The following is a 22,415-nucleotide window of genomic DNA, read 5'->3' as shown; positions in this document are numbered from 1 at the left end:
AGCCCTGATGTTGTATCCCGATGAAAAACAGCTTTATGCCCCGGCGCAGTGGCAGGATTGCGGCGCTGAGTTCTGCGATATTCGCTACCACAAAACTGATGATGGCATAGCGAAAATTACCCTCAATCGGCCACAGGTGCGCAATGCCTTCCGTCCGCAGACCATCGTGGAAATCCAGCAGGCGCTGGATAACGCCCGGCGGGATCCGGCTGTCGGGGTCATTGTGCTGACCGGAGAAGGTGACCTGGCCTTTTGCTCCGGTGGAGATCAGAAAGTGCGCGGCGATTACGGCGGCTATCAGGATGACGCCGGCGTTCATCATCTGAATGTCCTCGACCTGCAGCGGCAGATCCGTACCTGCCCGAAGCCGGTGGTGGCGATGGTGGCAGGCTACGCCGTGGGCGGCGGGCACGTACTGCACATGATGTGTGACCTGACAATTGCTGCCGATAACGCGCAGTTTGGCCAGACAGGGCCGAAAGTCGGCTCATTTGACGGCGGCTGGGGCGCTGCCTATATGGCGCGCATCGTCGGTCAGAAAAAGGCACGTGAAATCTGGTTCCTCTGTCGGATGTACGATGCCCGGCAGGCGCTGGATATGGGGCTGGTGAATACGGTGGTTCCGCTGGCCGAACTGGAAAAAGAGACGGTACGCTGGTGCCGCGAGATGCTGCAAAACAGCCCGATGGCGCTGCGCTGTCTGAAGGCGGCCCTCAATGCCGACTGTGACGGACAGGCCGGGCTGCAGGAGCTGGCGGGGAATGCCACCATGCTGTTCTATATGACCGAAGAGGGGCAGGAAGGGCGCAACGCCTTTAACCAGAAACGCCAGCCTGACTTCAGTCCGTTTCGGCGTAATCCCTGATGCGCCGCGCCGCGCTGTACGGATATCAGATTGCGCTGGAGGCCGGGGTGGTATTGCGCCATCAGCGGTTAAAAGTGCGACAGGGGATGCTGGTGAGGCTGTGCGATGGGCAGACGGAGGGCTGGGGCGAGATTGCGCCACTGCCGGAGTTCAGTCATGAAACGCCGGAACAGGCTCGGGAGCAGGCCACCGGCTGGCTGTCACAGTGGTGTGATGGCGTGATGCCTGCAGAAAGTGAACTGCACTCCGTGGCGTTTGGCATCAGCTGTGCGCTGGCCGGGCTGAGTAACACACTGCCTGCTGAGGGGGAGTATCGTCTGGCGCAGCTGTGCAGCGGCGACCCCGATGAGCTGTTCCAGCGCCTGTGTCAGCAGCCGCAGCCGCTGGCGAAAATGAAGGTGGGCTTGTACGAGGCGGTGCGCGACGGGATGCAGGCCAGCCTGCTGCTTGAAGCACTGCCTCAGCTGACCCTGCGGCTCGATGCTAACCGCAGCTGGACGCTGGAAAAAGCGCTGAGTTTCGCCCGCCATGTCTCACCCGCACTGCGTTCACGCATCGCGTTTATCGAGGAGCCGTGCAGGGACCGGCAGCAAAGCCTGGCCTTCGCCGCAGAGACCGGCATTAATATTGCCTGGGACGAAACCCTGCGTGAGGAGCAAGACGCGCTGAGCGCAGCGCCCGGCGTGGTCGCTGTGGTGATCAAACCCACGCTGACCGGCAGCATTGAGCGGGTGCAGCGGCAGGTGAGACAGGCGCAGGCGCACGGGCTGACCCCGGTGATCAGCAGTACGCTGGAGTCCAGTCTGGGGCTGACTTTGCTGGCGCGGCTGGCACACTGGCTGACGCCGGGGGTGCTGCCGGGGCTGGACACGCTGCAGCTGATGCAGCAGCAGGTGCTCAGAGCGTGGCCGGGCAGTGCGCTCCCCGTTCAGGGGCACGAGGCGTTATCATGTCTCTGGCAGCGATAACCGACTGGCCGTGGTGTGGCTGGCAGCAGCGTTGCCCGGAGGCGCTGGCGGTTGATGCCGGTCAGCTGCGCCTGACCTGGCAGCAGCTGGGGCAGGCCATCAGCGGACAGGCCGCCGGTTTCCGCCAGCAGGGGGTCAACCCGGGCGACCTGGTGGTCCTGCGCAGCGGCAACAGCCTTGATGCCCTGCTGGCCTGGCTCGGGCTGCTGGCCTGCGGCGCGCGGGTGCTGGGACTCAATCCCGGACTTCCCGCTGAACAGCGGGACGCGCTGCTACCGGGGTTGTCAGCACGTTTTATGCTGAATCTGGCCGGGCCTGTGGCCGCGCCGCTTCCGCCGCTGACGCTGTGCCGGGCGACGGGAAAGAGCAGTGCTCCGTGGCAGCCGGAGCGGATCGCCACGCTGACGCTGACATCTGGCTCCACCGGGCTTCCCAAAGCCGCCGCGCACACCTTTGCTGCTCATCTCTACAGCGCGGCGGCGGTGGCCGCGCTGATGAACGGCAAGAGGGATGACCGCTGGCTGCTGTCACTGCCGCTGTTCCATGTCTCCGGTATGGGGATCCTCTGGCGCTGGCTGTCGCTGGGGGCGACTCTGGTGATCCCGGATGCCCGCGGTTTCCATGCGGCCCTGGCGCGCAGCACGCTGGCCTCGCTGGTCCCTACCCAGCTCTGGCGGCTGCTGCAACAGTCAGCACTGCCCGCCAGCCTGCGTGCGGTGCTGCTCGGTGGTGCACAGATCCCGGGGGAGCTGACCCGTAAGGCTGAAGAGGCCGGGCTGCGCTGCTACTGCGGCTATGGTATGACCGAAACCGCCTCGACCGTCTGCGCCCGCCGGGCAGATCACCGTTCCGGCGTCGGGCCGCCCTTAGCCGGGCATCAGGTTCGTCTGGTGGAGGGAGAAGTCTGGGTTTGTTCGCCGGCTCTGGCATCAGGGTACTGGTCGGCGGGTGCGCTACGGCCGCTGGCTGACGCTGACGGATGGTTACACACCGGCGACCGTGGCCGCTGGCTGCAGGATGAGCTGGTGATTGACGGGCGACGCGATAATCTGTTTTTCTCGGGGGGCGAAGGTGTGCAGCCCGAACAGATCGAAAAAATAGTGCAGGCACATCCAGCGGTCACGCAGGTGTTTATCGTGCCGCAGGCGAGTGCCGAGTACGGTCAGCGGCCGGTGGCGCTGGTCGAAGGCGGAATTGCCCTGGACCGCCTGGCGGCCTGGGCCGCCCCGCGGCTCGCCGGCTATCAGCGCCCGGTGGCATGGTATCCGCTGCCGGCGGCAGAGGGGGGATCCCTTAAACGTTCCCGCCAGCAGCTGAAGGCGTGGGTCGCGCAGCAGCAGAAATAACCGGGCGTTGTCGAAAATGACATTGTGTTTCCCGGAAGGGCTTCCTACAGTGTCATGACATAAGTACACCGGAGAACAACATGATAAGAGTGGAAATGCTCGCGACTGGCGACGAAGTCCTGCACGGACAGATCGTCGACACCAATGCGGCCTGGCTGGCTGGCGTACTGTTTGAACACGGCTTGCCGATGACCAGCCGTCAGACGGTGGGTGACAGCCTGCAGGAGCTGGTCACAGTACTGACTGAACGCAGCAAGGTGGCCGATGTGCTGATCGTCAACGGCGGGCTGGGCCCGACCAGTGATGACTTAAGCGCGCTGGCGGCGGCTACCGCCGCTGGGGTAGAGCTGGAGATCCACCCTGAGTGGCTGGTGAAAATGGAAGCCTTCTTTGCCAGCCGCGGTAAGGCAATGGCCCCCAGCAACCGCAAGCAGGCGGAGATCCCACAGGGTGCCGAGATGATTGATAATCCGGTGGGGACGGCCTGCGGTTTTGCCATGCAGCTCAACCGCTGCTGGATTTTCTTCACCCCCGGCGTGCCCTCTGAATACAAAGTGATGGTGATGGATCAAATCCTGCCGCGCCTCAAGGCGCGCTTTCAGCTGCCGGAGCCGCCTTTATGCCTGCGCATGACAACCTTTGGCCGCGGGGAAAGCGATCTGGCCTCCGATATTGAACCCCTGCCGCTGCCGGAGGGCGTGGTGATGGGCTATCGTGCCTCCATGCCGATCATTGAACTGAAGCTGAACGGTCCGGCGTCAAAAAGAGCAGAGATGGAGCAGTTCTGGCAGCAGGTACGTGAAATTGCCGGGGACAGCGTGATTTTCGAAGGGTTTGAAACTCTACCTGAACAGCTGGCGCGTCGCCTGAAGGAACACAAACTGTCGCTGAGTATCAGCGAACAGTTCAGCGCGGGTCTGCTGCAGTGGCAGCTGATCTCCGCAGGGGCCTCGCTGGTCGCGGGCAACGTATTACCTAATCAGAGTGAGTCGCTGGGGGTGCTGGCGGCGCGCAGTCAGCAGCTGGCCAGGCAGAATCACGCCAGGCTGGCGCTGGTCGTGGGCGGTCTGGAAGACGATCGTCTGGGCTTTGCGCTGCATACCCCGGACGGCACCTTTGCACAAAAGGTGAAATTTAACGTCAGCCGTCACGGCCTGAAAGCCCGCCAGGACATGGTCGCCATGCTGGCGATGAATATGCTGCGCCGCTGGTTGAATGGTCAGTCGGTGACCACCGGACACGGCTGGATTGATGTGGTCGAAACGTTATAAGTATTAAAAAGGGCTGACCCTAAAGAAGGTCAGCCCTGGGGGATGTGTTGCCGTGCGTGGAGGGGGCCTTTTTTTCCGGTCGTGCCGGTGGCGGGCACCGCCGTCTACAACTCGATCTCAATATCCCCGTCGGCCTTGCAGCAGCAGGGCAGAATTTCACCCTGATTGACAAAGGCCAGCGGCGTCGCGTTGTAACTGACTTCTCCCTTCAGCAGGCGGGTACGGCATGAGCCGCAGTAGCCTTCACGACACTGATACTCCACACATACCCGGTGCGACTCCAGCGCGGCCAGCAGGGAAGGGTGCTCATCATCACACTCAAGCTGCGTACCGGAGGTACGCAGTGTAATGCTCGCCATCTTACAGCTCGAAGTCGCTGAGGTCGTCGGCATTCACTTCAGAATCAATCTGACCGACCAGGTAAGAGCTGACTTCCACTTCCTGCGGTGCCACCTGAACGTTATCGGACACCAGCCAGGAGTTGATCCACGGGATTGGATTCGAGCGGGTTTTAAACGGCAGATCCAGGCCGACGGCGTTCATGCGGATGTTGGTGATGTACTCAATGTACTGCCACAGAATATCTTTGTTCAGGCCGATCATCGAACCGCCGCTGAACAGATATTCCGCCCACTCTTTCTCCTGCTCGGCCGCCAGCACAAACAGGTCGTAGCACTCCTGACGACACTCTTTGGCAATCTCCGCCATTTCCGGATCGTCTTCGCCGCTGCGCAGCAGGTTCAGCATATGCTGCGTGCCGGTCAGGTGCAGGGCTTCATCACGGGCGATCAGCTTGATGATTTTAGCGTTGCCTTCCATCAGTTCACGTTCGGCGAACGCGAAGGAACAGGCAAAGCTGACGTAGAAGCGAATGGCTTCCAGTGCGTTAACGCTCATCAGGCAGATATACAGCTGTTTTTTCAGTGCGCGCAGGCTGACGGTCACGGATTTACCGTTGACCTCGTGCGTACCTTCACCCAGCAGATGCCAGTAGCTGGTCATCTCGATCAGATCGTCGTAGTAGCCAGAGATGTCTTTAGCGCGTGACAGGATCTGCTCATTGGTGACGATATCGTCGAACACCAGCGCCGGGTCGTTGACGATATTACGGATGATATGGGTGTATGAGCGCGAGTGGATTGTCTCTGAAAACGCCCAGGTTTCAATCCAGGTTTCCAGCTCAGGGATGGAAATCAGCGGCAGCAGCGCGACGTTCGGGCTGCGTCCCTGAATGGAGTCCAGCAGGGTCTGATATTTCAGATTGCTGATAAAGATGTGCTTCTCGTGATCCGGCAGCGCCTGATAGTCGATACGGTCGCGGGAGACGTCAACTTCCTCCGGACGCCAGAAGAAAGAGAGCTGCTTTTCGATCAGTTTTTCAAAGATGTCATATTTCTGCTGGTCGAAACGCGCCACGTTCACCGGCTGACCGAAGAACATCGGTTCCAACAGCTGGTTGTTTTTATTCTGTGAAAACGTTGTGTAAGCCATGATTCAATCCAAATGAGTCAGGGCCAGCATGCTGGCCCCGTAGGGAAATCGTAAAAGGGGCGGCGCTGACCGCCCCTGCCGGTTAGATTTTGCAGGCACCGCTTTCGCAGCCGTCATCCTGAATGGAGGGCACCAGGTCTTCCTGCGTATCTTCCGCACCGTCGCGGGTGTTCTGGTAGTACAGCGTTTTCACGCCGAATTTGTAGGCGGTCAGCAGATCTTTCAACAGCTGCTTCATCGGCACCTTACCGTTGGCAAAGCGCGTCGGGTCGTAGTTGGTGTTCGATGAAATCGCCTGGTCGATAAATTTCTGCATCAGGCCGACCAGCTGCAGGTAGCCATCGTTATTTGGCATATCCCACAGCAGTTCATAGTTATCCTTCAGGCGCTCATACTCCGGCACCACCTGACGCAGGATACCGTCTTTCGACGCTTTAATGCTGATATGACCGCGCGGTGGTTCAATACCGTTGGTGGCGTTAGAAATCTGTGAAGAGGTTTCTGACGGCATCAGTGCAGACAGGGTGGAGTTACGCAGGCCGTGTTTTTTCACCGACTCGCGCAGCGCATCCCAGTCGAGCAGCAGCGGGGTATTACAGATCGCATCCAGGTCTTTCTTGTAGGTGTCGATCGGCATAATGCCCTGGGAATAGGTGGTTTCGTTAAACCACGGGCAGGCACCCTGTTCAATCGCCAGATCGTTTGAGGCCTTCAGCAGCCAGTACTGAATAGCTTCGAAGGTCTGGTGGGTCAGCTCGTTTGCACTGCCGTCGGAGTAACGAACACCGTTCTTCGCCAGGTAGTAAGCATAGTTAATGACGCCAATACCCAGCGTACGGCGGCCCATTGCGCCACGTTTGGCGGCCGGGATAGGGTAGTCCTGGTAGTCCAGCAGGGCATCCAGCGCACGCACAGCCAGCGTTGCCAGCTCCTGCAGGTCGTCCAGGCTTTCAATCGCCCCCAGGTTAAACGCCGACAGCGTACAAAGGGCAATTTCGCCATTTTCGTCGTTGACGTCCATCATCGGTTTGGTCGGCAGGGCAATTTCCAGGCACAGGTTAGACTGGCGCACCGGAGCAATAGCCGGGTCAAACGGGCTGTGGGTGTTGCAGTGGTCCACGTTCTGAATGTAGATACGGCCGGTGGAGGCGCGCTCCTGCATCATCAGCGAGAACAGGTCCACGGCTTTGATACGCTGCTTGCGGATGCTGCTGTCCTGCTCATATTTGGTGTACAGACGCTCAAACTCTTCCTGATTCGCGAAGAAGGCATCGTACAGGCCAGGCACGTCAGACGGGCTGAACAGGGTGATATCTTCGCCTTTCAGCAGGCGCTGATACATCAGCTTGTTGATCTGAACGCCGTAATCCATGTGGCGCACGCGGTTACCTTCCACGCCACGGTTGTTTTTCAGTACCAGCAGGCTTTCCACTTCCAGGTGCCACATCGGGTAGAACAGGGTTGCTGCCCCACCGCGAACGCCGCCCTGAGAGCAGGATTTCACCGCAGTCTGGAAATGTTTGTAGAACGGAATACAGCCGGTATGGAACGCTTCACCGCCGCGGATCGGGCTGCCCAGCGCGCGGATACGTCCGGCATTGATGCCGATACCGGCACGCTGAGACACATACTTCACGATGGCGCTGGAGGTGGCGTTGATGGAGTCCAGACTGTCACCACACTCGATCAGCACACAGGAGCTGAACTGGCGGGTAGGGGTACGGACGCCCGACATAATCGGCGTCGGCAGCGAGATCTTAAAGGTGGAGATCGCATCATAGAAACGCTTCACGTAGTCCAGACGGGTCTCACGCGGGTAGCCAGAGAACAGGCAGGCCGCCACCAGAATGTAGAGGAACTGGGCGCTTTCATAGATATCACCGCTGACGCGGTTCTGCACCAGATACTTGCCTTCCAGCTGCTTAACGGCAGCGTAGGAGAAGTTCATATCGCGCCAGTGGTCGATAAAGCCGTCCATCAGCTCAAACTCTTCCGCGCTGTAGTCTTCCAGCAGGTGATGGTCATATTTACCCATCTCAACCATGCGTTTCACCTGGTCGATCAGCTTCGGTGGCTCAAACTGACCGTACGCTTTTTTACGCAGGTGGAAGATCGCCAGACGGGCGGCCATGTACTGATAGTCAGGGGCATCGCGGGAGATCAGGTCAGCTGCAGACTTGATGACGGTTTCATGGATATCAGAAGTGCGGATACCTTCGTAGAACTGGATGTGGGATCGCAGCTCAACCTGGGAGACGGAGACGTTTTGCAGTCCTTCGGCAGCCCAGTCGAGAACACGGTGGATTTTATCGAGATCGATACGCTCGGTGCGGCCATCGCGTTTGGTTACAAGCAGACTCTGATTCATGTCGCGTTTTACCTGTCCTTAACAAATAATCCCCACGCTTATACACAGATTTCTCATTGTGAGTAACTCTGTGGATAAACACTATATATAGGGGTTGAGGGAAATCTTGATAACAATATGGTGAGTATTCTAGTAATTTCCGCGTGCTTAACAAGGCTTGATTTTCAGGGAAAACTACGGTTGTGGGGGGCGCATTTTTCCTAAGTCCACGTTTCTCAAGGCCCTGGCTCAATGTCAATGGGTTGAGAAATTTTTTAGAATTATGATCGAGCGCGGGTTTCTTGTTCAGCCTGAAAATTTCCATCATTTTGTTGCTGGAAAAGTACACATAATGAGACGCCTCACGGCCGGGTCGGCGTGACAGTGACAGCCTACGTCAATCCCGACGCACGCGGTAAGAGGAAAACGATCTGCCCCCTCCGGCGAGAAAACAGCCAGCGGCCAGCGCAGTGACCGGCCGCCGGATGCCCTTACGCGTCGATGGCGCGGTGCGCGTGCACCATATAATTAACGTCGACGCCCGGGGCCAGCTTGAAATGATTAGTCACGGGGTTGTAATGCAGGCCAATGATATGACGTTCCCGCAGTGGCGTTTCATCCACCCAGTTCAGCAGTTCCGCCGGGCGAATAAACTTTTTAATATCGTGCGTGCCGCGCGGCACCATGCGCAGGACGTATTCCGCACCGATAATCGCCATCAGCCAGGATTTGCTGTTACGGTTAAGGGTGGAGAAAAAGACTTCCCCCCCCGGTTTCACCAGACGCGCGCAGGCGTGAACCACGGATCGCGGGTCCGGCACGTGCTCCAGCATCTCCATGCAGGTCACCACGTCGTACTGACCGGCGAACTGCTCCGCGTGTTCTTCCACGGTCTGCTGAACGTAATCAATGGTGACACCGCTCTCCAGCGCATGCAGGCGTGCCACTTCCAGGGGTTCTGCACCCATATCCAGGCCGGTGACGTTTGCGCCTTCGCGCGCCATGCTCTCGGCAAGAATGCCGCCCCCGCAGCCGACATCGAGGATTTTTTTGTCAAACAGGCCATCCGCGTGTTGAGCAATCCAGCCAAGGCGCAGCGGATTGATGCGGTGCAGGGGTTTGAACTCCCCTTCCAGGTCCCACCAGCGTGATGCGACGGCTTCGAATTTGGCGATCTCACCGTGGTCAACGTTCTGTGTGCTCGTGTTTTGTTCTGCATTCATTGGGTTAATACTCCAGCCAAAGTTTGACGCAGTATATACCCGTCATACTTCAACTTGCATCTTTGTACGCGACGCAGGTGGGTGGGGGGCTGGCAGGGCGACGGATCCGCTGAGAGGCAGAATGCAATAAAGCGGCCAAAGCGATGCTTTCCATTCAACACCTGGACGCAATGTGATATACTTTCGCACCTTTGAATCCGGGAATAACAGTAAGGAAAGCGCGTCCATGAGCGACCTCGCCCGCGAAATTACACCGGTCAATATCGAAGAAGAGTTAAAGAACTCCTATCTGGATTACGCAATGTCGGTCATCGTTGGCCGTGCGCTGCCAGATGTCCGTGATGGCTTAAAGCCGGTTCACCGCCGCGTGCTTTACGCTATGAACGTGCTCGGTAATGACTGGAACAAAGCTTATAAAAAATCCGCCCGTGTCGTCGGCGACGTTATCGGTAAATATCACCCTCATGGCGACACCGCCGTGTACGACACCATCGTGCGTATGGCACAGCCGTTCTCGCTGCGTTACATGCTGGTCGATGGTCAGGGTAACTTCGGTTCCGTGGACGGCGACTCCGCTGCGGCAATGCGTTACACCGAAGTCCGTATGTCCAAAATCGCTCACGAATTGTTAGCGGATCTGGAAAAAGACACCGTCGACTTTGTGCCGAACTATGATGGCACTGAGCAGATCCCGGAAGTGATGCCAACGCGGGTACCGAACCTGCTGATTAACGGCTCCTCAGGGATTGCCGTGGGGATGGCGACCAATATCCCTCCGCACAACCTGATTGAAGTGATTAACGGCTGTCTGGCGTACATCGAAGACGAGAATATTACCGTTGAAGGCCTGATGGAGCACATCCCGGGCCCGGACTTCCCGACAGCCGCGATCATCAACGGCCGCCGTGGAATCGAAGAAGCCTATCGCACCGGCCGGGGTAAAATTTACATCCGCGCCCGTGGCGAAGTGGAAGTCGACGCAAAAACCGGTCGCGAAACCATCATCGTGCATGAAATTCCCTATCAGGTGAACAAAGCGCGCCTGATTGAGAAGATTGCCGAACTGGTTAAAGAGAAACGTCTGGAAGGTATCAGCGCACTGCGCGATGAGTCCGATAAAGACGGTATGCGTATCGTGATCGAAGTGAAACGCGATGCGGTAGGTGAAGTGGTCCTGAACAACCTCTATTCGCTGACCCAGCTTCAGACCTCTTTCGGCATTAATATGGTGGCGCTGCATCAGGGCCAGCCAAAAATTATGCCGCTGAAGGATATTCTGGAAGCCTTTGTGCGTCACCGTCGTGAAGTGATCACCCGCCGGACCATTTTCGAACTGCGCAAAGCGCGCGATCGTGCCCATATTCTCGAAGCTCTCGCGGTGGCACTGGCTAACATTGACCCGATTATCGAGTTAATCCGCCGTGCAGCATCGCCATCTGAAGCGAAAGCAGGCCTGATTGCCCAACCGTGGGCGCTGGGTAACGTGTCCGCAATGCTGGAGCGTGCTGGTGATGATGCTGCCCGCCCTGAATGGCTGGAAGATGAATTCGGTATTCGCGATGGCCAGTACTATCTGACCGAGCAGCAGGCTCAGGCGATCCTGGATTTACGTCTGCAGAAACTGACCGGCCTTGAGCATGAAAAACTGCTCGACGAATACAAAGAGCTGCTGGAGCAGATCGCCGAACTGCTGCGTATTCTGGGCAGCTCCGAGCGCCTGATGGAAGTGATCCGCGAAGAGCTGGAGCTGATCCGCGATCAGTTCGGCGATAAGCGTCGCACCGAAATTACCGCCAACAGCGCCGACATCAACATCGAAGACCTGATTAATCAGGAAGATGTTGTTGTGACCCTGTCGCACCAGGGCTACGTCAAGTATCAGCCTCTGACAGATTACGAAGCGCAGCGCCGCGGCGGTAAAGGCAAGTCAGCCGCCCGTATTAAAGAAGAAGACTTTATTGACCGCCTGCTGGTGGCCAACACCCATGACACCATTCTCTGCTTCTCAAGCCGGGGCCGTCTGTACTGGATGAAGGTTTATCAGCTGCCGGAAGCCAGCCGTGGAGCGCGCGGACGTCCTATCGTCAACCTGCTGCCGCTGGAAGCCAACGAACGTATTACGGCGATCCTGCCGGTGCGCGAGTATGCTGAAGGCTTCAATATCTTTATGGCTACCGCCAGCGGTACCGTGAAGAAAACGGCTCTGAAAGAGTTCAGCCGTCCGCGCAGCGCCGGTATTATTGCCGTCAATCTGCGTGATGATGATGAGCTGATTGGCGTGGCTCTGACGAACGGCAACGATGAAGCGATGCTGTTCTCCGCCGCCGGTAAAGTGGTTCGCTTCGCAGAGAGTGCAGTGCGTGCCATGGGCCGTACGGCTTCCGGCGTGCGCGGTATCAAGCTGGCTGAAGGCGACCGCGTCGTGTCACTGATCGTCCCGCGTGACGATGGTGCCATCATGACCGTGACGCAGAATGGCTACGGTAAACGTACTGCTAACACCGAGTATCCAACCAAGTCGCGTGCGACCCAGGGCGTGATCTCCATTAAAGTGACTGACCGTAACGGGCCGGTTATCGGTGCTGTCCAGGTTGTCGACAGCGATCAGATCATGATGATCACCGACGCCGGCACGCTGGTCCGTACCCGCGTTTCTGAAGTGAGCGTCGTCGGGCGTAACACCCAGGGTGTTATCCTGATCCGTACCGCAGAAGACGAGAACGTTGTCGGCCTGCAGCGCGTGGCAGAACCGGTGGCGGAAGATGAACTCGATGCTATCGACGGCAGCGTTGCCGAAGGCGATGAGGACATCGCCCCGGAAGTGGAAAATGACGACGATGCACCAGAGGCAGACGAGGAGTAATCCTTAGTCCCCTGGAGAAAGCCGGTTCATTGCGAACCGGCTTTTTTTTGCAATCAGGGCTGGTGTGGCACGTTGAGAAAGCCATGCTGCTGCATAAACTGGTCGATGGCCGCCAGCGTCTGCCGATGGACCGCCTCCCGTTCTGCGCGCGGTGTTTCACAGATAAAGGCCTCGCCTTCTTCCGCCAGTATCGCCGTCGACGCTGGCTGACACACCGGCAGGAAGTCAAAATGCCCCGCGTTCTGCAGCTTCACCTGCGGCAGGGGCAGGCGGTCGACGCCCAGCGTCATGCTGCCGGTGGCACGAATATAATACCCGGCGGCGATCGTCAGCACCGGAACCTTAATGGCCTGGAGGCTGTCTGGGGTCAGGACGTAGCTCATCGCCGGGTCAAGAGCGACGACCAACCGGAAGCGGCTGTCGCGATAGCTGGCCGCCAGTCGGGTATTATCGGTCTTTTCCAGCCGGACACCGCCCCGGGAGTAAAACTGGCAGTCCGGCATCTGCGGCATCGTCTGGCAGTAGTGGTTCAGTCGCTGACGGTTTATCCGGCCACCGGCCAGTGCCAGCACGCTATAGCCGCCTCTGGAGTGGCCCACCGCGCCGATTTTTTGCCGATCAATAGCCTGCTGCCACACGGGACTCGCCAGGTAGTGTGTCAGCAGAAAGGAGAGATCGACCGTCTGCAGGGTCAGATCGGTAGCGGGCTGCGAGTCACCGGTGGTACTGCCGGGATGGCTGGCCGCCATCACCACGATCCCCCGGGCCGCCAGCGGTACGGCCAGCCAGGCCAGGCTGGTATTATTACCGCCGCTGCCGTGGCTGAGAATAATCAGCGGAAAACGCCCGGCGGCCAGCGGGGCATCAGCGATGGCCGGGAAGCCGGAGAAGACAGCGCTTACCGCCTGCTGCTGCACCGGTTGCAGGGTGCGGGTGGGGTAAAAGAGGCGGACACTGAGGCTGCGCTGTGTGTGCGGATCGACGATAATATCCTGCCGGGTGCCAACGGAAAAACTCCAGACGGGGTAACTGAGTACCAGCAGTATGGCGGAAATAATAGTGCGCATCATCTTCACTCCTGAGCTATAAAAGGCTTATTATCAGAACTTTACGGATGCGTGGCGTCCTCGATCGCGATAGAGTCCTATGCTGATACCGGTTAATTTTCTGCTCAGTCTGATCTGCATTCTGCTGCTGGTGCAGCGTGGCGATCGCGGGCGTCTGTTCCAGCTGCTGCTTGGCCTGTGTCTGCTGCACAGCCTGGTGGCCGGGCTGGCCGTGCTGCTGCCGCAGGTACCTGTCTGGCACAGGCTGCAGCCGGTGACCGCGGCCGCACTGCCGCTGCTGTGCCATCTGGCACTGGTACAGGCGGCAGGAGGCCCGCTGCGCATCGGGTACAGCGGACTGACCCTGGCGATGATGGTTGCCTGCGTGCTCTTTTTCCCGCAGGGCATTGACGTGCTGATGCCCGCGATCTGGCTGGGCTGCGCCTGTCTTATGCTGCGGCGACTGCGAAGCGCCAAGGGGGTGGCGGACAATCCAGGCGCACTGACGCAGCGCGGATGGCAGACGCTGGCGCTGCTGCTGATCGCCGTGGCGTGGCTGGACGTGATTATTTCAGGCTCTGTCGCCTTTGCCGCCGGAAAGGGCAGCGAGGGGTCAAGGCTGGTGGGTAATCTGGTGATGGTGGGCGTGATGTCGCTGATGCTGCTGCTCACCCGGCCGTCCCGGCAGGCTGTCCCCCGCATCGCCAGAACGGCCGGCCCTGAGGACGGGGCGGTGATGGCGCGGATTGATGCTTTGATGCAGGAGGGGCTCTACCGGGAACCCCAGCTGAGTCTTATCCGGCTGGCACGCAAGGCCGGGATCCCGTCGCGGCAGGTGTCGGCAGCAGTGAACGGACTGCATCAGCAGAGCGTGTCACACTACATCAATGGCTGGCGCATTCGGGAGGCGGGCGAACGGCTGAGGAGCAGCGATGAGACCGTCATTGAGGTAATGGAATACGTCGGTTTCCAGACTAAATCTAACTTTAACCGGGAGTTTCGCCGCATCACCGGGAAAACGCCGACGCAGTGGCGAAAAGAAGCCTGGGAACAGGCTGAAAATCACTGAAATAGCGTGCGCCGACGACGGGGATAACTGGCTTTTTTACCATGCTGACGCTACTGTATCGGCAATCATTTTCTTTTGTCCGTTATGGCTGCCAATGGGTTACGCTTGAAATATCTTGTCTCTTTCCGAACGACGTTAAAGATCTCCCGCTATCTGTTCCGCGCCCTGGCGTTGATGCTGTGGACGCTGGGCGCGTTACTGACGACCTTCTATATCATTAACGTCGTTCACGAAAGAGAATCCCAGGTTCGTCAGGAGTTTAATACCAGCTACGATCAGGCCCAGTGGTACATCCGCCATTCCGCAGACGTGGCGCGCGAGCTGAAGTTTATTGCGGAAAACCGGCTGAACACCGCCGCTAACGGCGCAGATGCCATGAGCGGTTCGCTGTCGGGTAAAGTGACTCCGCCGCAGTTCTATCCGCTTTATGCTGAGTCAGACTGCAGTGCCATGAGCCAAACCTGGAATAACTCCCTGCAGCCCCTCAGCGACTTCCTGAATTACTGGAAAGAGAACTTCGCGTCTTCTTACGAGCTGAACCGCGTCTTTTTTATCGGCAATGACAGCACCTGCCTGGCCGATTTTGGCCCTGCCGCCGAGCCTGCGGAACGGGAACGCGTGCTGAAGTCCCTGCGTGAGCGCGTCCTGAAGTATCGCGGTGGCGATGCCGAGGCACGTAAAAGCAGCCTGTTCTGGGTCTATCCCGGCACGCAGCCTGGCGTGGGTTATTACTATATGATCACCCCGGTTTACGTGGCGAATAAGGTCGCTGCCCTGCTGGGCATTGAGCAGAGCATCCGCATGGATGACCTGATTATGCCGGGCAGTATGCCGGTAACGGCCACGCTGGTGGATGAGAATAACCAGCGCCTGCTCTCCTCCGCCCGTAACGGCCCGGAATTCTCGGCAGAGGATCTGCCGGACGAGGCCGGCTGGTTTGGCTATGTGTCTGACTATGACCAGCTGATTATGAAGAAGAGTCTGCTGCCGTCGTCGCTCAGTATTGTCTATTCCGTGCCCACCAATGTGATGATTGAACGGCTCAAGATCCTGATTATCAACGCCCTGTTGTTGAATCTGGTCAGTGCGATCGTCCTGTTTACCCTGGCCTGGCTGTTTGAACGCAGAATGTTTCTTCCGGCCGAAGACAATGCCCACCGACTGGAGGAGCACGAGCAGTTCAACCGTAAGATTGTTGCCTCAGCGCCGGTCGGGATCTGCATTCTGCGCACCAGTGACGGAACCAATATCCTCAGTAACGAACTGGCGCATAACTACCTGACGATGCTGACGCAGGAAGACAGGCTGCGCCTGACTGAGATCATCTGCGGGCAGCAGGTCAACTTCGTCGATGTGCTGACCGGCAGTAATACTAACCTGCAAATCAGCTTTGTCCATTCACGCTATCGTAATGAGAACGTGGCGATCTGCGTACTGGTAGACGTCAGCGCACGCGTCAAAATGGAAGAGTCGCTACAGGAGATGGCTCAGGCCGCCGAGCAGGCCAGTCAGTCCAAGTCGATGTTCCTCGCCACCGTCAGCCACGAGCTGCGCACGCCGTTATACGGCATTATCGGCAATCTCGACCTGCTGCAAACCAAATCGCTGCCGCCTGGCGTGGAGTCGCTGGTGATGGCGATGAACAACTCCTCCAGCCTGCTACTGAAGATCATCAGCGATATTCTCGACTTCTCCAAAATCGAATCGGAGCAGCTGAAGATTGAGCCTGCGGAGTTTTCCCCGCGTGAAGTGGTGGCGCATATCACCTCTAATTATCTGGCGATGGTGGTTAAAAAACGCCTGACGCTGTGGTGCTTTATTGACAGCGATGTTCCCGCTACCCTGGACGGTGACCCGATGCGCCTGCAGCAGGTGATCTCCAACCTGCTGAATAATGCCATTAAATTTACCCATACTGGGGGCATTACGCTGCATGTCTACGTCAAGGATGGCTACCTGGCCTTCCGCGTGCGTGACACCGGAGTGGGGATCCCGGCGAAGGAACTGACGCGGCTGTTTGACCCCTTCTTCCAGGTTGGAAGCGGTGTTCAGCGTAATTTCCAGGGGACCGGACTGGGACTGGCAATCTGTGAAAAGCTGATCAACATGATGGATGGCGACATTGAGGTCGACTCTGAGCCGGGTATGGGCAGCCAGTTTATTATCCGTATTCCGCTGTATAACAGCCGGGTGGTGACACCGGAATTGAATGACAGCCTGCATGAGAAACAGTGCTGGCTGGCGTTACGTAACGAACAGCTGGAGACCTTCCTGACTCGCCTGCTGCGTGCTCACGGTATTCAGGTCCGACACTATGCCGGCGAAGCGGCGGCAGATGATGTGATCATTACCGATTATGACCTGGAGCCAGCCGGAAGCGTCCGTGCGACCATCCGCTTTGATAACCGTCATAACGATGCCCCGCAGCAGAGGGTGTCAGGGCGCTGGGTGTGTGCCACGACCACGCCGCATGAGCTGCCTTCGCTGCTGGCGCGCATCTATCGCGTTGAGGCAGGTCTGCCGGAGGGCCTGCCAGCGGCACTGGCAAGAGAAGAACAGCACGCCAGCCACGACGACATTCTTATCCTGGTGGTGGACGATCATCCTATTAATCGTATGCTGCTCTCTGACCAGCTCGGGTCGCTGGGCTACCGGGTGAAAACCGCGCGGGATGGTCTTGACGCACTGAACGTGATTGCCCGTAATGAGATAGATATCGTCCTGACCGACGTCAATATGCCGAATCTGGATGGCTACGGCCTGACGCGGCGTTTGCGCGAAATGGGGAAAACCTTCCCGGTGGTCGGGGTGACGGCAAATGCGTTAGCGGAAGAAAAGCAGCGCTGTCTTGATGCGGGAATGGATAACTGTCTGTCGAAACCGGTGACCATGGATACGCTACAGCAGGCGTTAACGCTCTATGCGGAACAGGCGAGAAAGGGCAGGGCAGAGAAAGCGTGAGCGGAGAATAAAGGTCAGGGCTGACCCAGACAGAAGGTCAGCCCCTGCGTTCCGGGGAACTTAGTCTTTTACCGGTGACATGCTCACCGATGACAGATAGTTGAGCAGCGCAATATCGTTGTCCACGCCCAGCTTCATCATTGCTGATTTCTTCTGGCTACTGATGGTTTTAATACTGCGGTTCAGCTTCTTGGCAATTTCCGTGACCAGGAATCCTTCTGCAAACAGGCGCAGAACTTCACTTTCCTTCGGTGACAGACGTTTGTCGCCATAACCGCCCGCGCTGATTTTCTCCAGCAGTTTTGCCACGCTTTCCGGCGTATATTTCTTGCCTTTCTGCAGGGCAGCCAGCGCTTTCGGCAGGTCGGTTGGCGCGCCCTGTTTCAGCACGATCCCTTCAATATCCAGGTCCAGTACGGCGCTGAGGATTGCCGGATTATTGTTCATGGTCAGAACAATGATCGACAGATCCGGATAGTGACGCTTGATGTATTTGATCAGCGTAATACCGTCGCCATACTTTTCGCCAGGCATTGACAGGTCGGTGACCAGCACGTTGGCATCAAGCTTGGACAGGCTGTTAATTAAGGCTGTGGAATCTTCGAACTCACCGACAACATTGACCCACTCAATTTGTTCCAGTGACTTACGAATGCCGAACAGAACAATAGGATGATCGTCGGCAATAATGACATTCAGGTTATTCATATTATTGGTTACCTTGCTGCAGCAGTTCGTTGACGTAATTGTCAACTTCACTGGTGGTATTTTTAATGTTTGAATCGTCACACTGTTGAATGTGATGTTCTAACGTTTCACAAAGCTGCTTGCCGGGTAGCAAATTTAACATGGCAAACACGCCTTTCAGCCGATGCGCAGTCTGAGCAAGCGCACTAAAGTCCCTGTTTGCGGCCTCATTATACAGTCTCTTTACATCATCGGGTACTGTATCGACGAAAAGCTGAAAGTAGCCACTGGCGAAAAGTTGCGCCGTGTCCGGTTGTTCAGCATTTTCGTCATCCAGCCCGTCCTGGGCCAGCTGTTGTTCAATCAACGTCAGCAGTGCATCCTGCATCGCACTACTGATGTTGAAGTTGACCCGGAACTGGTACGGGGCAATCTGGCTGAATCCTGCCTCATCGTCCGTCAGCAGTAATGCCCACGGCGTTAAGTGTTCGGGTTCATCCGTAATCAGCACATCGTGTTCCTGACCGGAGAAACGTTCATCAGGAGTAATGCAGTTGGCCCCCCAGTCTTCAAGCTGGTGAACGACAATTTTGCGTACGTCATCCACCGTAATATCGATCAGGGCGTTAACGCCCTCCAGCAGTTTCTCTTCCTGAAGCAGCTGCGGCTCCAGCGGAACCTGCAGCTGAATGCTGTAACGGGTACCAATGTCCGGGCTGGCGCTGATATCCAGATGGCCACCCAGCTGTTTACACAGCTGTTTACACAGGAAAAAGGCCATGCCGGACGCCTGACCGTAACGGTCTTCGTGAGTTTCGCCCAGATAAGGGAAGTCGGTGTTCGACATTTCATCAGCGGTGAGACCGGCACCGGTATCCACAATCTCAATCATCAGGCGATCCTGACGATCGTCCGGGGCGCTGACAGTAACGCTGACCCTGCCCCAGGTGGTGGTGGTTACCGCATAGTGCAGCAGCGTTGAAAGGATTTTACGGATGGCCCGGCGATCGCCTAAGCGCGTCTCATCGCTGCTGCGGTGGTTAGAAATCATCAGCGTCAGCCCTTTGCGACGCATTACCGGCAGCAGTTCGCTGACCAGCTCATCCAGCAGCGATTGCAGATTGAAACTACCTGCATCCGGAGCCCAGTCGAGGGTCTCCAGTTGATTGAGCAGGACAATATCATCCACCAGGCGGCTCAGTGCCTGCGAGGATTCCAGCGAGACCGCCACTTCTTCCGTCGGCTGCGTCCCGGCCAGCGCCTCCAGGCGGGCAATCACCTCGGTAAGCGGGCGCTGCAGGGCGTGCCCCAGATTTTGAAGCAGCTGCTGGCGCGACTGGTGGTTTTTATCGAGCACCTGCTGCGCTTTCTGCAGCTTCTTATTCACCAGCAGTTCACGATCCTGGTCACGCATCATAAACATCTGCGTGTGCGAGGAGATCATGCTGCGGGCATGGCGTATCTCGTACACCTCGTTATTCACCGTAGCCTGCAACACGCCCTGGTGCTGATCGGACATATTGATAATTTTTTGCAGGTTAAGATGTGGCAGCAGGTGCTCGGCAATTTTATTGCTTATGATGGTCCGGTTATTGGCAAAGTCATATACCAGCAGGCCGACGGGCAGCGTACCTACAATCTCTTCATTCAGCAGCCGCAGTGATTCCAGTTCGGCACTCTGATTTTCGCTTGGGCGCAGCGACTGCTGGCGCAGCAGAAACAGCCCGGCCAGCGACATCAGCAGCAGTGCCAGGTTTGCCAGCAGCGGCCATAGCAGGTTGCGCAGGGTGTCGACGATAAGGCCGGTGACGGGCACCCGATAGACCAGCTGAAGCGGTGTGCTGGCCAGCGAGCTGGTGATTTCAATATTAGGGTTGACCCAGCTGATGCGGGTGCTGCCGTTGCTGTCCTGGTTATCATCCCCTTCGGCCACCGGCGTAGTGTCCTGTTTTAACTGGAAATTCTCCAGCGGCATATTCACCGGAATAATGTCGTTGACCGGCAAATCAAAGGCCACCACCGTCGCCAGATGTCCTGGCTGATTAAAGGTGGTACGGACGGTGAAATAGTGGTCGTTCTGCCAGGTAAAGCGGCGCAGCGGCGAGAAGCTTTCGCGCTCATCCAGCGCATTGGCCTGCTGCAACATTTCGGCCCGGCGGGCCTCAACAATATTGCTGATCGCACTCTCTTTATAGCGCGAGGCCATATCTTTCAGCGGCAGGGTAGAGACCAGTATCAGGCTGTTGTCCTGGCCGTTGAGGAAATACATCGACCAGGTGCTGTTTTCTGCCCCCCACAACGTGTCGAGGTAGTTGGACATGCGCAGTGTCATATCCAGCGTGCCGCTGTCGTGCGAACCAAAAATCAGGGCTTCGGTTTTCCGCCGGGTTTTTTCCAGATAATAAACATCCTGACGCAGGCGGGTCTCCTGCAGGCTGTTGCTGGCGGTGCCGGCCGCGCTGGCGGCCAGGTTTTCATAAATTTGCCAGGTGGCGAAGCGATAGGTATCAACACGCTTTTGCATGGCGTGGGTGATATCCGCCATGGCGTAACGCTTTTCCGTCAGCCAGGCGTTAACCGCATTGTGGATCATAAATCCAGATGCCAGCAGCAGCACCAGAATAAACAACACAAAAAAGCGCGTTACATTGCCGGAAGTGAGTGGAAATTTATAAGGCAACATGCAGTAAAACCCCGGTTAACGAGTAATCTGTCGGGCGCTGGCCGCGACGACTAACAGCAGTGCAGCAATGCCGCTGAACGCCACGGACAGGCTGGACCATTGAGCGATAAACCCGACCAGGGCAGGACCTGCCAAAATGCCGGCATAGCCAATAGTGGTCATGGCGGCGATGGCCAGATTTGCTGGCATCACCTGCTGTTTTCCTGCCGCACTGAACATAATCGGCACCGCGTTAGAGGCGCCAAAACCCACCAGCAGGAACCCTGCCAGCGTCCAGAAAGCATCCGGTACGGCTACCGCCAGTACTAACCCGGCTGCGGCGCAGAGTGTTCCGCAGAACAGCGTCGCGGTGCGGCCAAAAGTCTGCACAATGCGGTCACCGAACAGACGGCCAATGGTCATAGCGACGGAAAAGACGGCGTATCCCAGTCCGGCCTGCGATGCCGGCAGGTCGCGAGTATGAGTCAAAAACAGCGCGCCCCAGTCAAGAATAGCCCCTTCGGTTAAAAACAGAATAAAGCACAGCACGCCGAGGAACAGCACCCAGCCACGCGGCATGACAAACATCGGCGTGTCCGGCTGGTGCAGGCGCTGACTGAGGATATGACGCTGGCAGTATAGCCACAGCAGCACCAGCAGAATATTGATCATCAGTATCGATATCAGCGGAGAAGCACCCAGTGCCAGCGCGACGCTGACCAGCCCCGCGCCAATAATACCGCCGGCGCTGAAGAAACCGTGAAAACCGGACATCATCGCCTGACGGGCGCTTTTCTCGACCTCAACGGCCTGAATATTCATCGCGACGTCGATCAGGCCGATGGCGGCCCCGAAAACCATCAGCGTCAGTGCCAGCGCCAGGGGAGTGGCAAGCGTCGCCAGCAGCGGTAAGACGCACAGCAGCAGCAGGCTTCCTGTGGCAATCACGCGCTTGCATCCCAGGCGACCGACCAGCATTCCGGACAGCGGCATGGCGATCAGCGATCCCAGTCCAAGAAAAAGCAGCAGGGTGCCGAGGGAGGCGTCACTCAGCAGTGCACGTTCTTTTGCATAGGGAACCAGAGGAGCCCAGGCGGCCATGCCGATACCGGCGATCAAAAATACCGCACGCGTGGCACGCTGGGTGGCCAGCGCTTTCGCCTGTGCGGCAGGGGCTTCCAGTATCGTCATTTTATCCATTTTGCCTGTCGCGTAATCAACCTCATTTTTTACCATAATTAGTGCCAGTTATGAAGCTAAACCCTGCCAGTTTACTACGTCTTCAGCCCGGGTCTCAGGCACCTTTGGGGGAAAGGCAATGTTAATAACCTGAAAAAATAGCGCGGTTAATCGGATTTATCCCTTAAAGCCAAATTTTAAGAAGACTCCTGGAGGTTGGCGGCTCGTCACGCGCTTAACTCAAATTACTGGTGAGATAGAAAAAAATCCCTTTTTTACGCCGCGGCTGAAGGCCGTCCGATGAAAAATTTTACCCGTCTTCACTTGTGCGGATGGTCACGATTCAACATGAAATTTTCGCGTCATTAACCTTACGTTATTACCTGGTTATGGGCGTTTTTTTACCAGAAAGTTGCAAAAAGTAACGTTAAGTAAAA

General features: G+C 57.4%; 15 protein-coding genes. 7 read left to right on the top strand and 8 right to left on the bottom strand.

The window, feature by feature from the left end; all coding sequences use genetic code 11:
• Window positions 1-7 precede the first annotated feature (7 nt).
• The 4 genes from menB (at window position 8) to IFU29_RS05485 (ending at window position 4,450) form a co-directional block, all read left to right on the top strand.
• The gene (gene menB, locus IFU29_RS05500) at window positions 8-865 is read left to right on the top strand and encodes a 1,4-dihydroxy-2-naphthoyl-CoA synthase (protein ID WP_191932998.1); all 858 of its coding nucleotides are present in this window, start codon (window positions 8-10) and stop codon (window positions 863-865) included.
• Window positions 865-1,833: an o-succinylbenzoate synthase gene (gene menC / locus IFU29_RS05495; RefSeq protein WP_191932997.1), complete on the top strand. Its 969-nt coding sequence runs from the start codon at window positions 865-867 to the stop codon at window positions 1,831-1,833. The genes menB and menC overlap by 1 nt, the downstream gene beginning before the upstream one ends.
• Window positions 1,815-3,179, top strand: coding sequence for an o-succinylbenzoate--CoA ligase (gene menE, locus IFU29_RS05490; protein ID WP_244633619.1), 1,365 nt, complete (start codon window positions 1,815-1,817; stop codon window positions 3,177-3,179). The genes menC and menE overlap by 19 nt, the downstream gene beginning before the upstream one ends.
• An 80-nt stretch (window positions 3,180-3,259) precedes the next feature.
• Window positions 3,260-4,450 (top strand): nicotinamide mononucleotide deamidase-related protein YfaY, encoded by a 1,191-nt coding sequence (locus tag IFU29_RS05485; RefSeq protein ID WP_191932996.1) that lies wholly within the window; start codon window positions 3,260-3,262, stop codon window positions 4,448-4,450.
• A gap of 104 nt (window positions 4,451-4,554) precedes the next feature.
• Here the strand turns inward: IFU29_RS05485 and yfaE are convergent, their stop codons facing one another.
• The 4 genes from yfaE to ubiG all read right to left on the bottom strand — a co-directional run bounded on the left by yfaE (window position 4,555) and on the right by ubiG (window position 9,511).
• Window positions 4,555-4,809 (bottom strand): class I ribonucleotide reductase maintenance protein YfaE, encoded by a 255-nt coding sequence (gene yfaE / locus IFU29_RS05480; RefSeq protein ID WP_191932995.1) that lies wholly within the window; start codon window positions 4,807-4,809, stop codon window positions 4,555-4,557.
• 1 nt (window position 4,810) lies between these two features.
• Window positions 4,811-5,941: a class Ia ribonucleoside-diphosphate reductase subunit beta gene (gene nrdB, locus IFU29_RS05475; protein WP_062742936.1), complete on the bottom strand. Its 1,131-nt coding sequence runs from the start codon at window positions 5,939-5,941 to the stop codon at window positions 4,811-4,813.
• A gap of 82 nt (window positions 5,942-6,023) precedes the next feature.
• The gene (gene nrdA, locus IFU29_RS05470) at window positions 6,024-8,309 is read right to left on the bottom strand and encodes a class 1a ribonucleoside-diphosphate reductase subunit alpha (protein ID WP_062742935.1); all 2,286 of its coding nucleotides are present in this window, start codon (window positions 8,307-8,309) and stop codon (window positions 6,024-6,026) included.
• A gap of 470 nt (window positions 8,310-8,779) precedes the next feature.
• Window positions 8,780-9,511, bottom strand: coding sequence for a bifunctional 2-polyprenyl-6-hydroxyphenol methylase/3-demethylubiquinol 3-O-methyltransferase UbiG (gene ubiG, locus IFU29_RS05465; RefSeq protein ID WP_191932994.1), 732 nt, complete (start codon window positions 9,509-9,511; stop codon window positions 8,780-8,782).
• Window positions 9,512-9,737: 226 nt separating this feature from the next.
• On the opposite strand from ubiG, the gene gyrA reads away from it, so the two are divergent.
• Complete coding sequence (gene gyrA, locus IFU29_RS05460) at window positions 9,738-12,374, top strand: DNA topoisomerase (ATP-hydrolyzing) subunit A (protein WP_191932993.1); 2,637 nt, start codon at window positions 9,738-9,740, stop codon at window positions 12,372-12,374.
• 53 nt (window positions 12,375-12,427) lie between these two features.
• Here the strand turns inward: gyrA and IFU29_RS05455 are convergent, their stop codons facing one another.
• Window positions 12,428-13,444 (bottom strand): alpha/beta hydrolase family protein, encoded by a 1,017-nt coding sequence (locus IFU29_RS05455; protein WP_191932992.1) that lies wholly within the window; start codon window positions 13,442-13,444, stop codon window positions 12,428-12,430.
• A gap of 76 nt (window positions 13,445-13,520) precedes the next feature.
• On the opposite strand from IFU29_RS05455, the gene IFU29_RS05450 reads away from it, so the two are divergent.
• Window positions 13,521-14,489 carry a helix-turn-helix domain-containing protein gene (locus tag IFU29_RS05450; RefSeq protein WP_191932991.1) on the top strand — a complete coding sequence of 323 codons (969 nt, stop codon included), beginning with the start codon at window positions 13,521-13,523 and terminating at the stop codon, window positions 14,487-14,489.
• A 105-nt stretch (window positions 14,490-14,594) separates the two neighbouring features.
• On the top strand, window positions 14,595-17,450 hold the full coding sequence (rcsC, locus tag IFU29_RS05445) for a two-component system sensor histidine kinase RcsC (protein WP_191932990.1): 2,856 nt from the start codon (window positions 14,595-14,597) through the stop codon (window positions 17,448-17,450).
• A 60-nt stretch (window positions 17,451-17,510) separates the two neighbouring features.
• Here the strand turns inward: rcsC and rcsB are convergent, their stop codons facing one another.
• From rcsB to IFU29_RS05430, 3 genes are read right to left on the bottom strand one after another with little or no spacing between them, the layout of a single operon-like run.
• Complete coding sequence (gene rcsB / locus IFU29_RS05440) at window positions 17,511-18,158, bottom strand: response regulator transcription factor RcsB (RefSeq protein WP_191932989.1); 648 nt, start codon at window positions 18,156-18,158, stop codon at window positions 17,511-17,513.
• 1 nt (window position 18,159) lies between these two features.
• Window positions 18,160-20,820, bottom strand: coding sequence for a phosphotransferase RcsD (rcsD, locus tag IFU29_RS05435; protein WP_191932988.1), 2,661 nt, complete (start codon window positions 20,818-20,820; stop codon window positions 18,160-18,162).
• A 15-nt stretch (window positions 20,821-20,835) separates the two neighbouring features.
• Window positions 20,836-21,990 (bottom strand): MFS transporter, encoded by a 1,155-nt coding sequence (locus IFU29_RS05430; protein WP_191933135.1) that lies wholly within the window; start codon window positions 21,988-21,990, stop codon window positions 20,836-20,838.
• Window positions 21,991-22,415: the final 425 nt, after the last annotated feature.

It is taken from the genome of Erwinia persicina, assembly GCF_014838825.1.
GTDB classification, from domain to species: domain Bacteria; phylum Pseudomonadota; class Gammaproteobacteria; order Enterobacterales; family Enterobacteriaceae; genus Erwinia; species Erwinia persicina_A.
The sequence above is the reverse complement of the archived record's forward strand: the minus strand, read 5'-3'. Positions and strand labels throughout refer to the sequence as shown.

Bases quoted from the DNA above. Each gene is read 5' to 3' on its own strand.
- menB (WP_191932998.1), top strand. From the start codon at position 8: ATGTTGTATCCCGATGAAAAACAGCTTTATGCCCCGGCGCAGTGGCAG.
- menC (WP_191932997.1), top strand. From the start codon at position 865: ATGCGCCGCGCCGCGCTGTACGGATATCAGATTGCGCTGGAGGCCGGG.
- menE (WP_244633619.1), top strand. From the start codon at position 1,815: ATGTCTCTGGCAGCGATAACCGACTGGCCGTGGTGTGGCTGGCAGCAG.
- IFU29_RS05485 (WP_191932996.1), top strand. From the start codon at position 3,260: ATGATAAGAGTGGAAATGCTCGCGACTGGCGACGAAGTCCTGCACGGA.
- yfaE (WP_191932995.1), bottom strand. From the start codon at position 4,809: ATGGCGAGCATTACACTGCGTACCTCCGGTACGCAGCTTGAGTGTGAT.
- nrdB (WP_062742936.1), bottom strand. From the start codon at position 5,941: ATGGCTTACACAACGTTTTCACAGAATAAAAACAACCAGCTGTTGGAA.
- nrdA (WP_062742935.1), bottom strand. From the start codon at position 8,309: ATGAATCAGAGTCTGCTTGTAACCAAACGCGATGGCCGCACCGAGCGT.
- ubiG (WP_191932994.1), bottom strand. From the start codon at position 9,511: ATGAATGCAGAACAAAACACGAGCACACAGAACGTTGACCACGGTGAG.
- gyrA (WP_191932993.1), top strand. From the start codon at position 9,738: ATGAGCGACCTCGCCCGCGAAATTACACCGGTCAATATCGAAGAAGAG.
- IFU29_RS05455 (WP_191932992.1), bottom strand. From the start codon at position 13,444: ATGATGCGCACTATTATTTCCGCCATACTGCTGGTACTCAGTTACCCC.
- IFU29_RS05450 (WP_191932991.1), top strand. From the start codon at position 13,521: ATGCTGATACCGGTTAATTTTCTGCTCAGTCTGATCTGCATTCTGCTG.
- rcsB (WP_191932989.1), bottom strand. From the start codon at position 18,158: ATGAATAACCTGAATGTCATTATTGCCGACGATCATCCTATTGTTCTG.
- rcsD (WP_191932988.1), bottom strand. From the start codon at position 20,820: ATGTTGCCTTATAAATTTCCACTCACTTCCGGCAATGTAACGCGCTTT.
- IFU29_RS05430 (WP_191933135.1), bottom strand. From the start codon at position 21,990: ATGACGATACTGGAAGCCCCTGCCGCACAGGCGAAAGCGCTGGCCACC.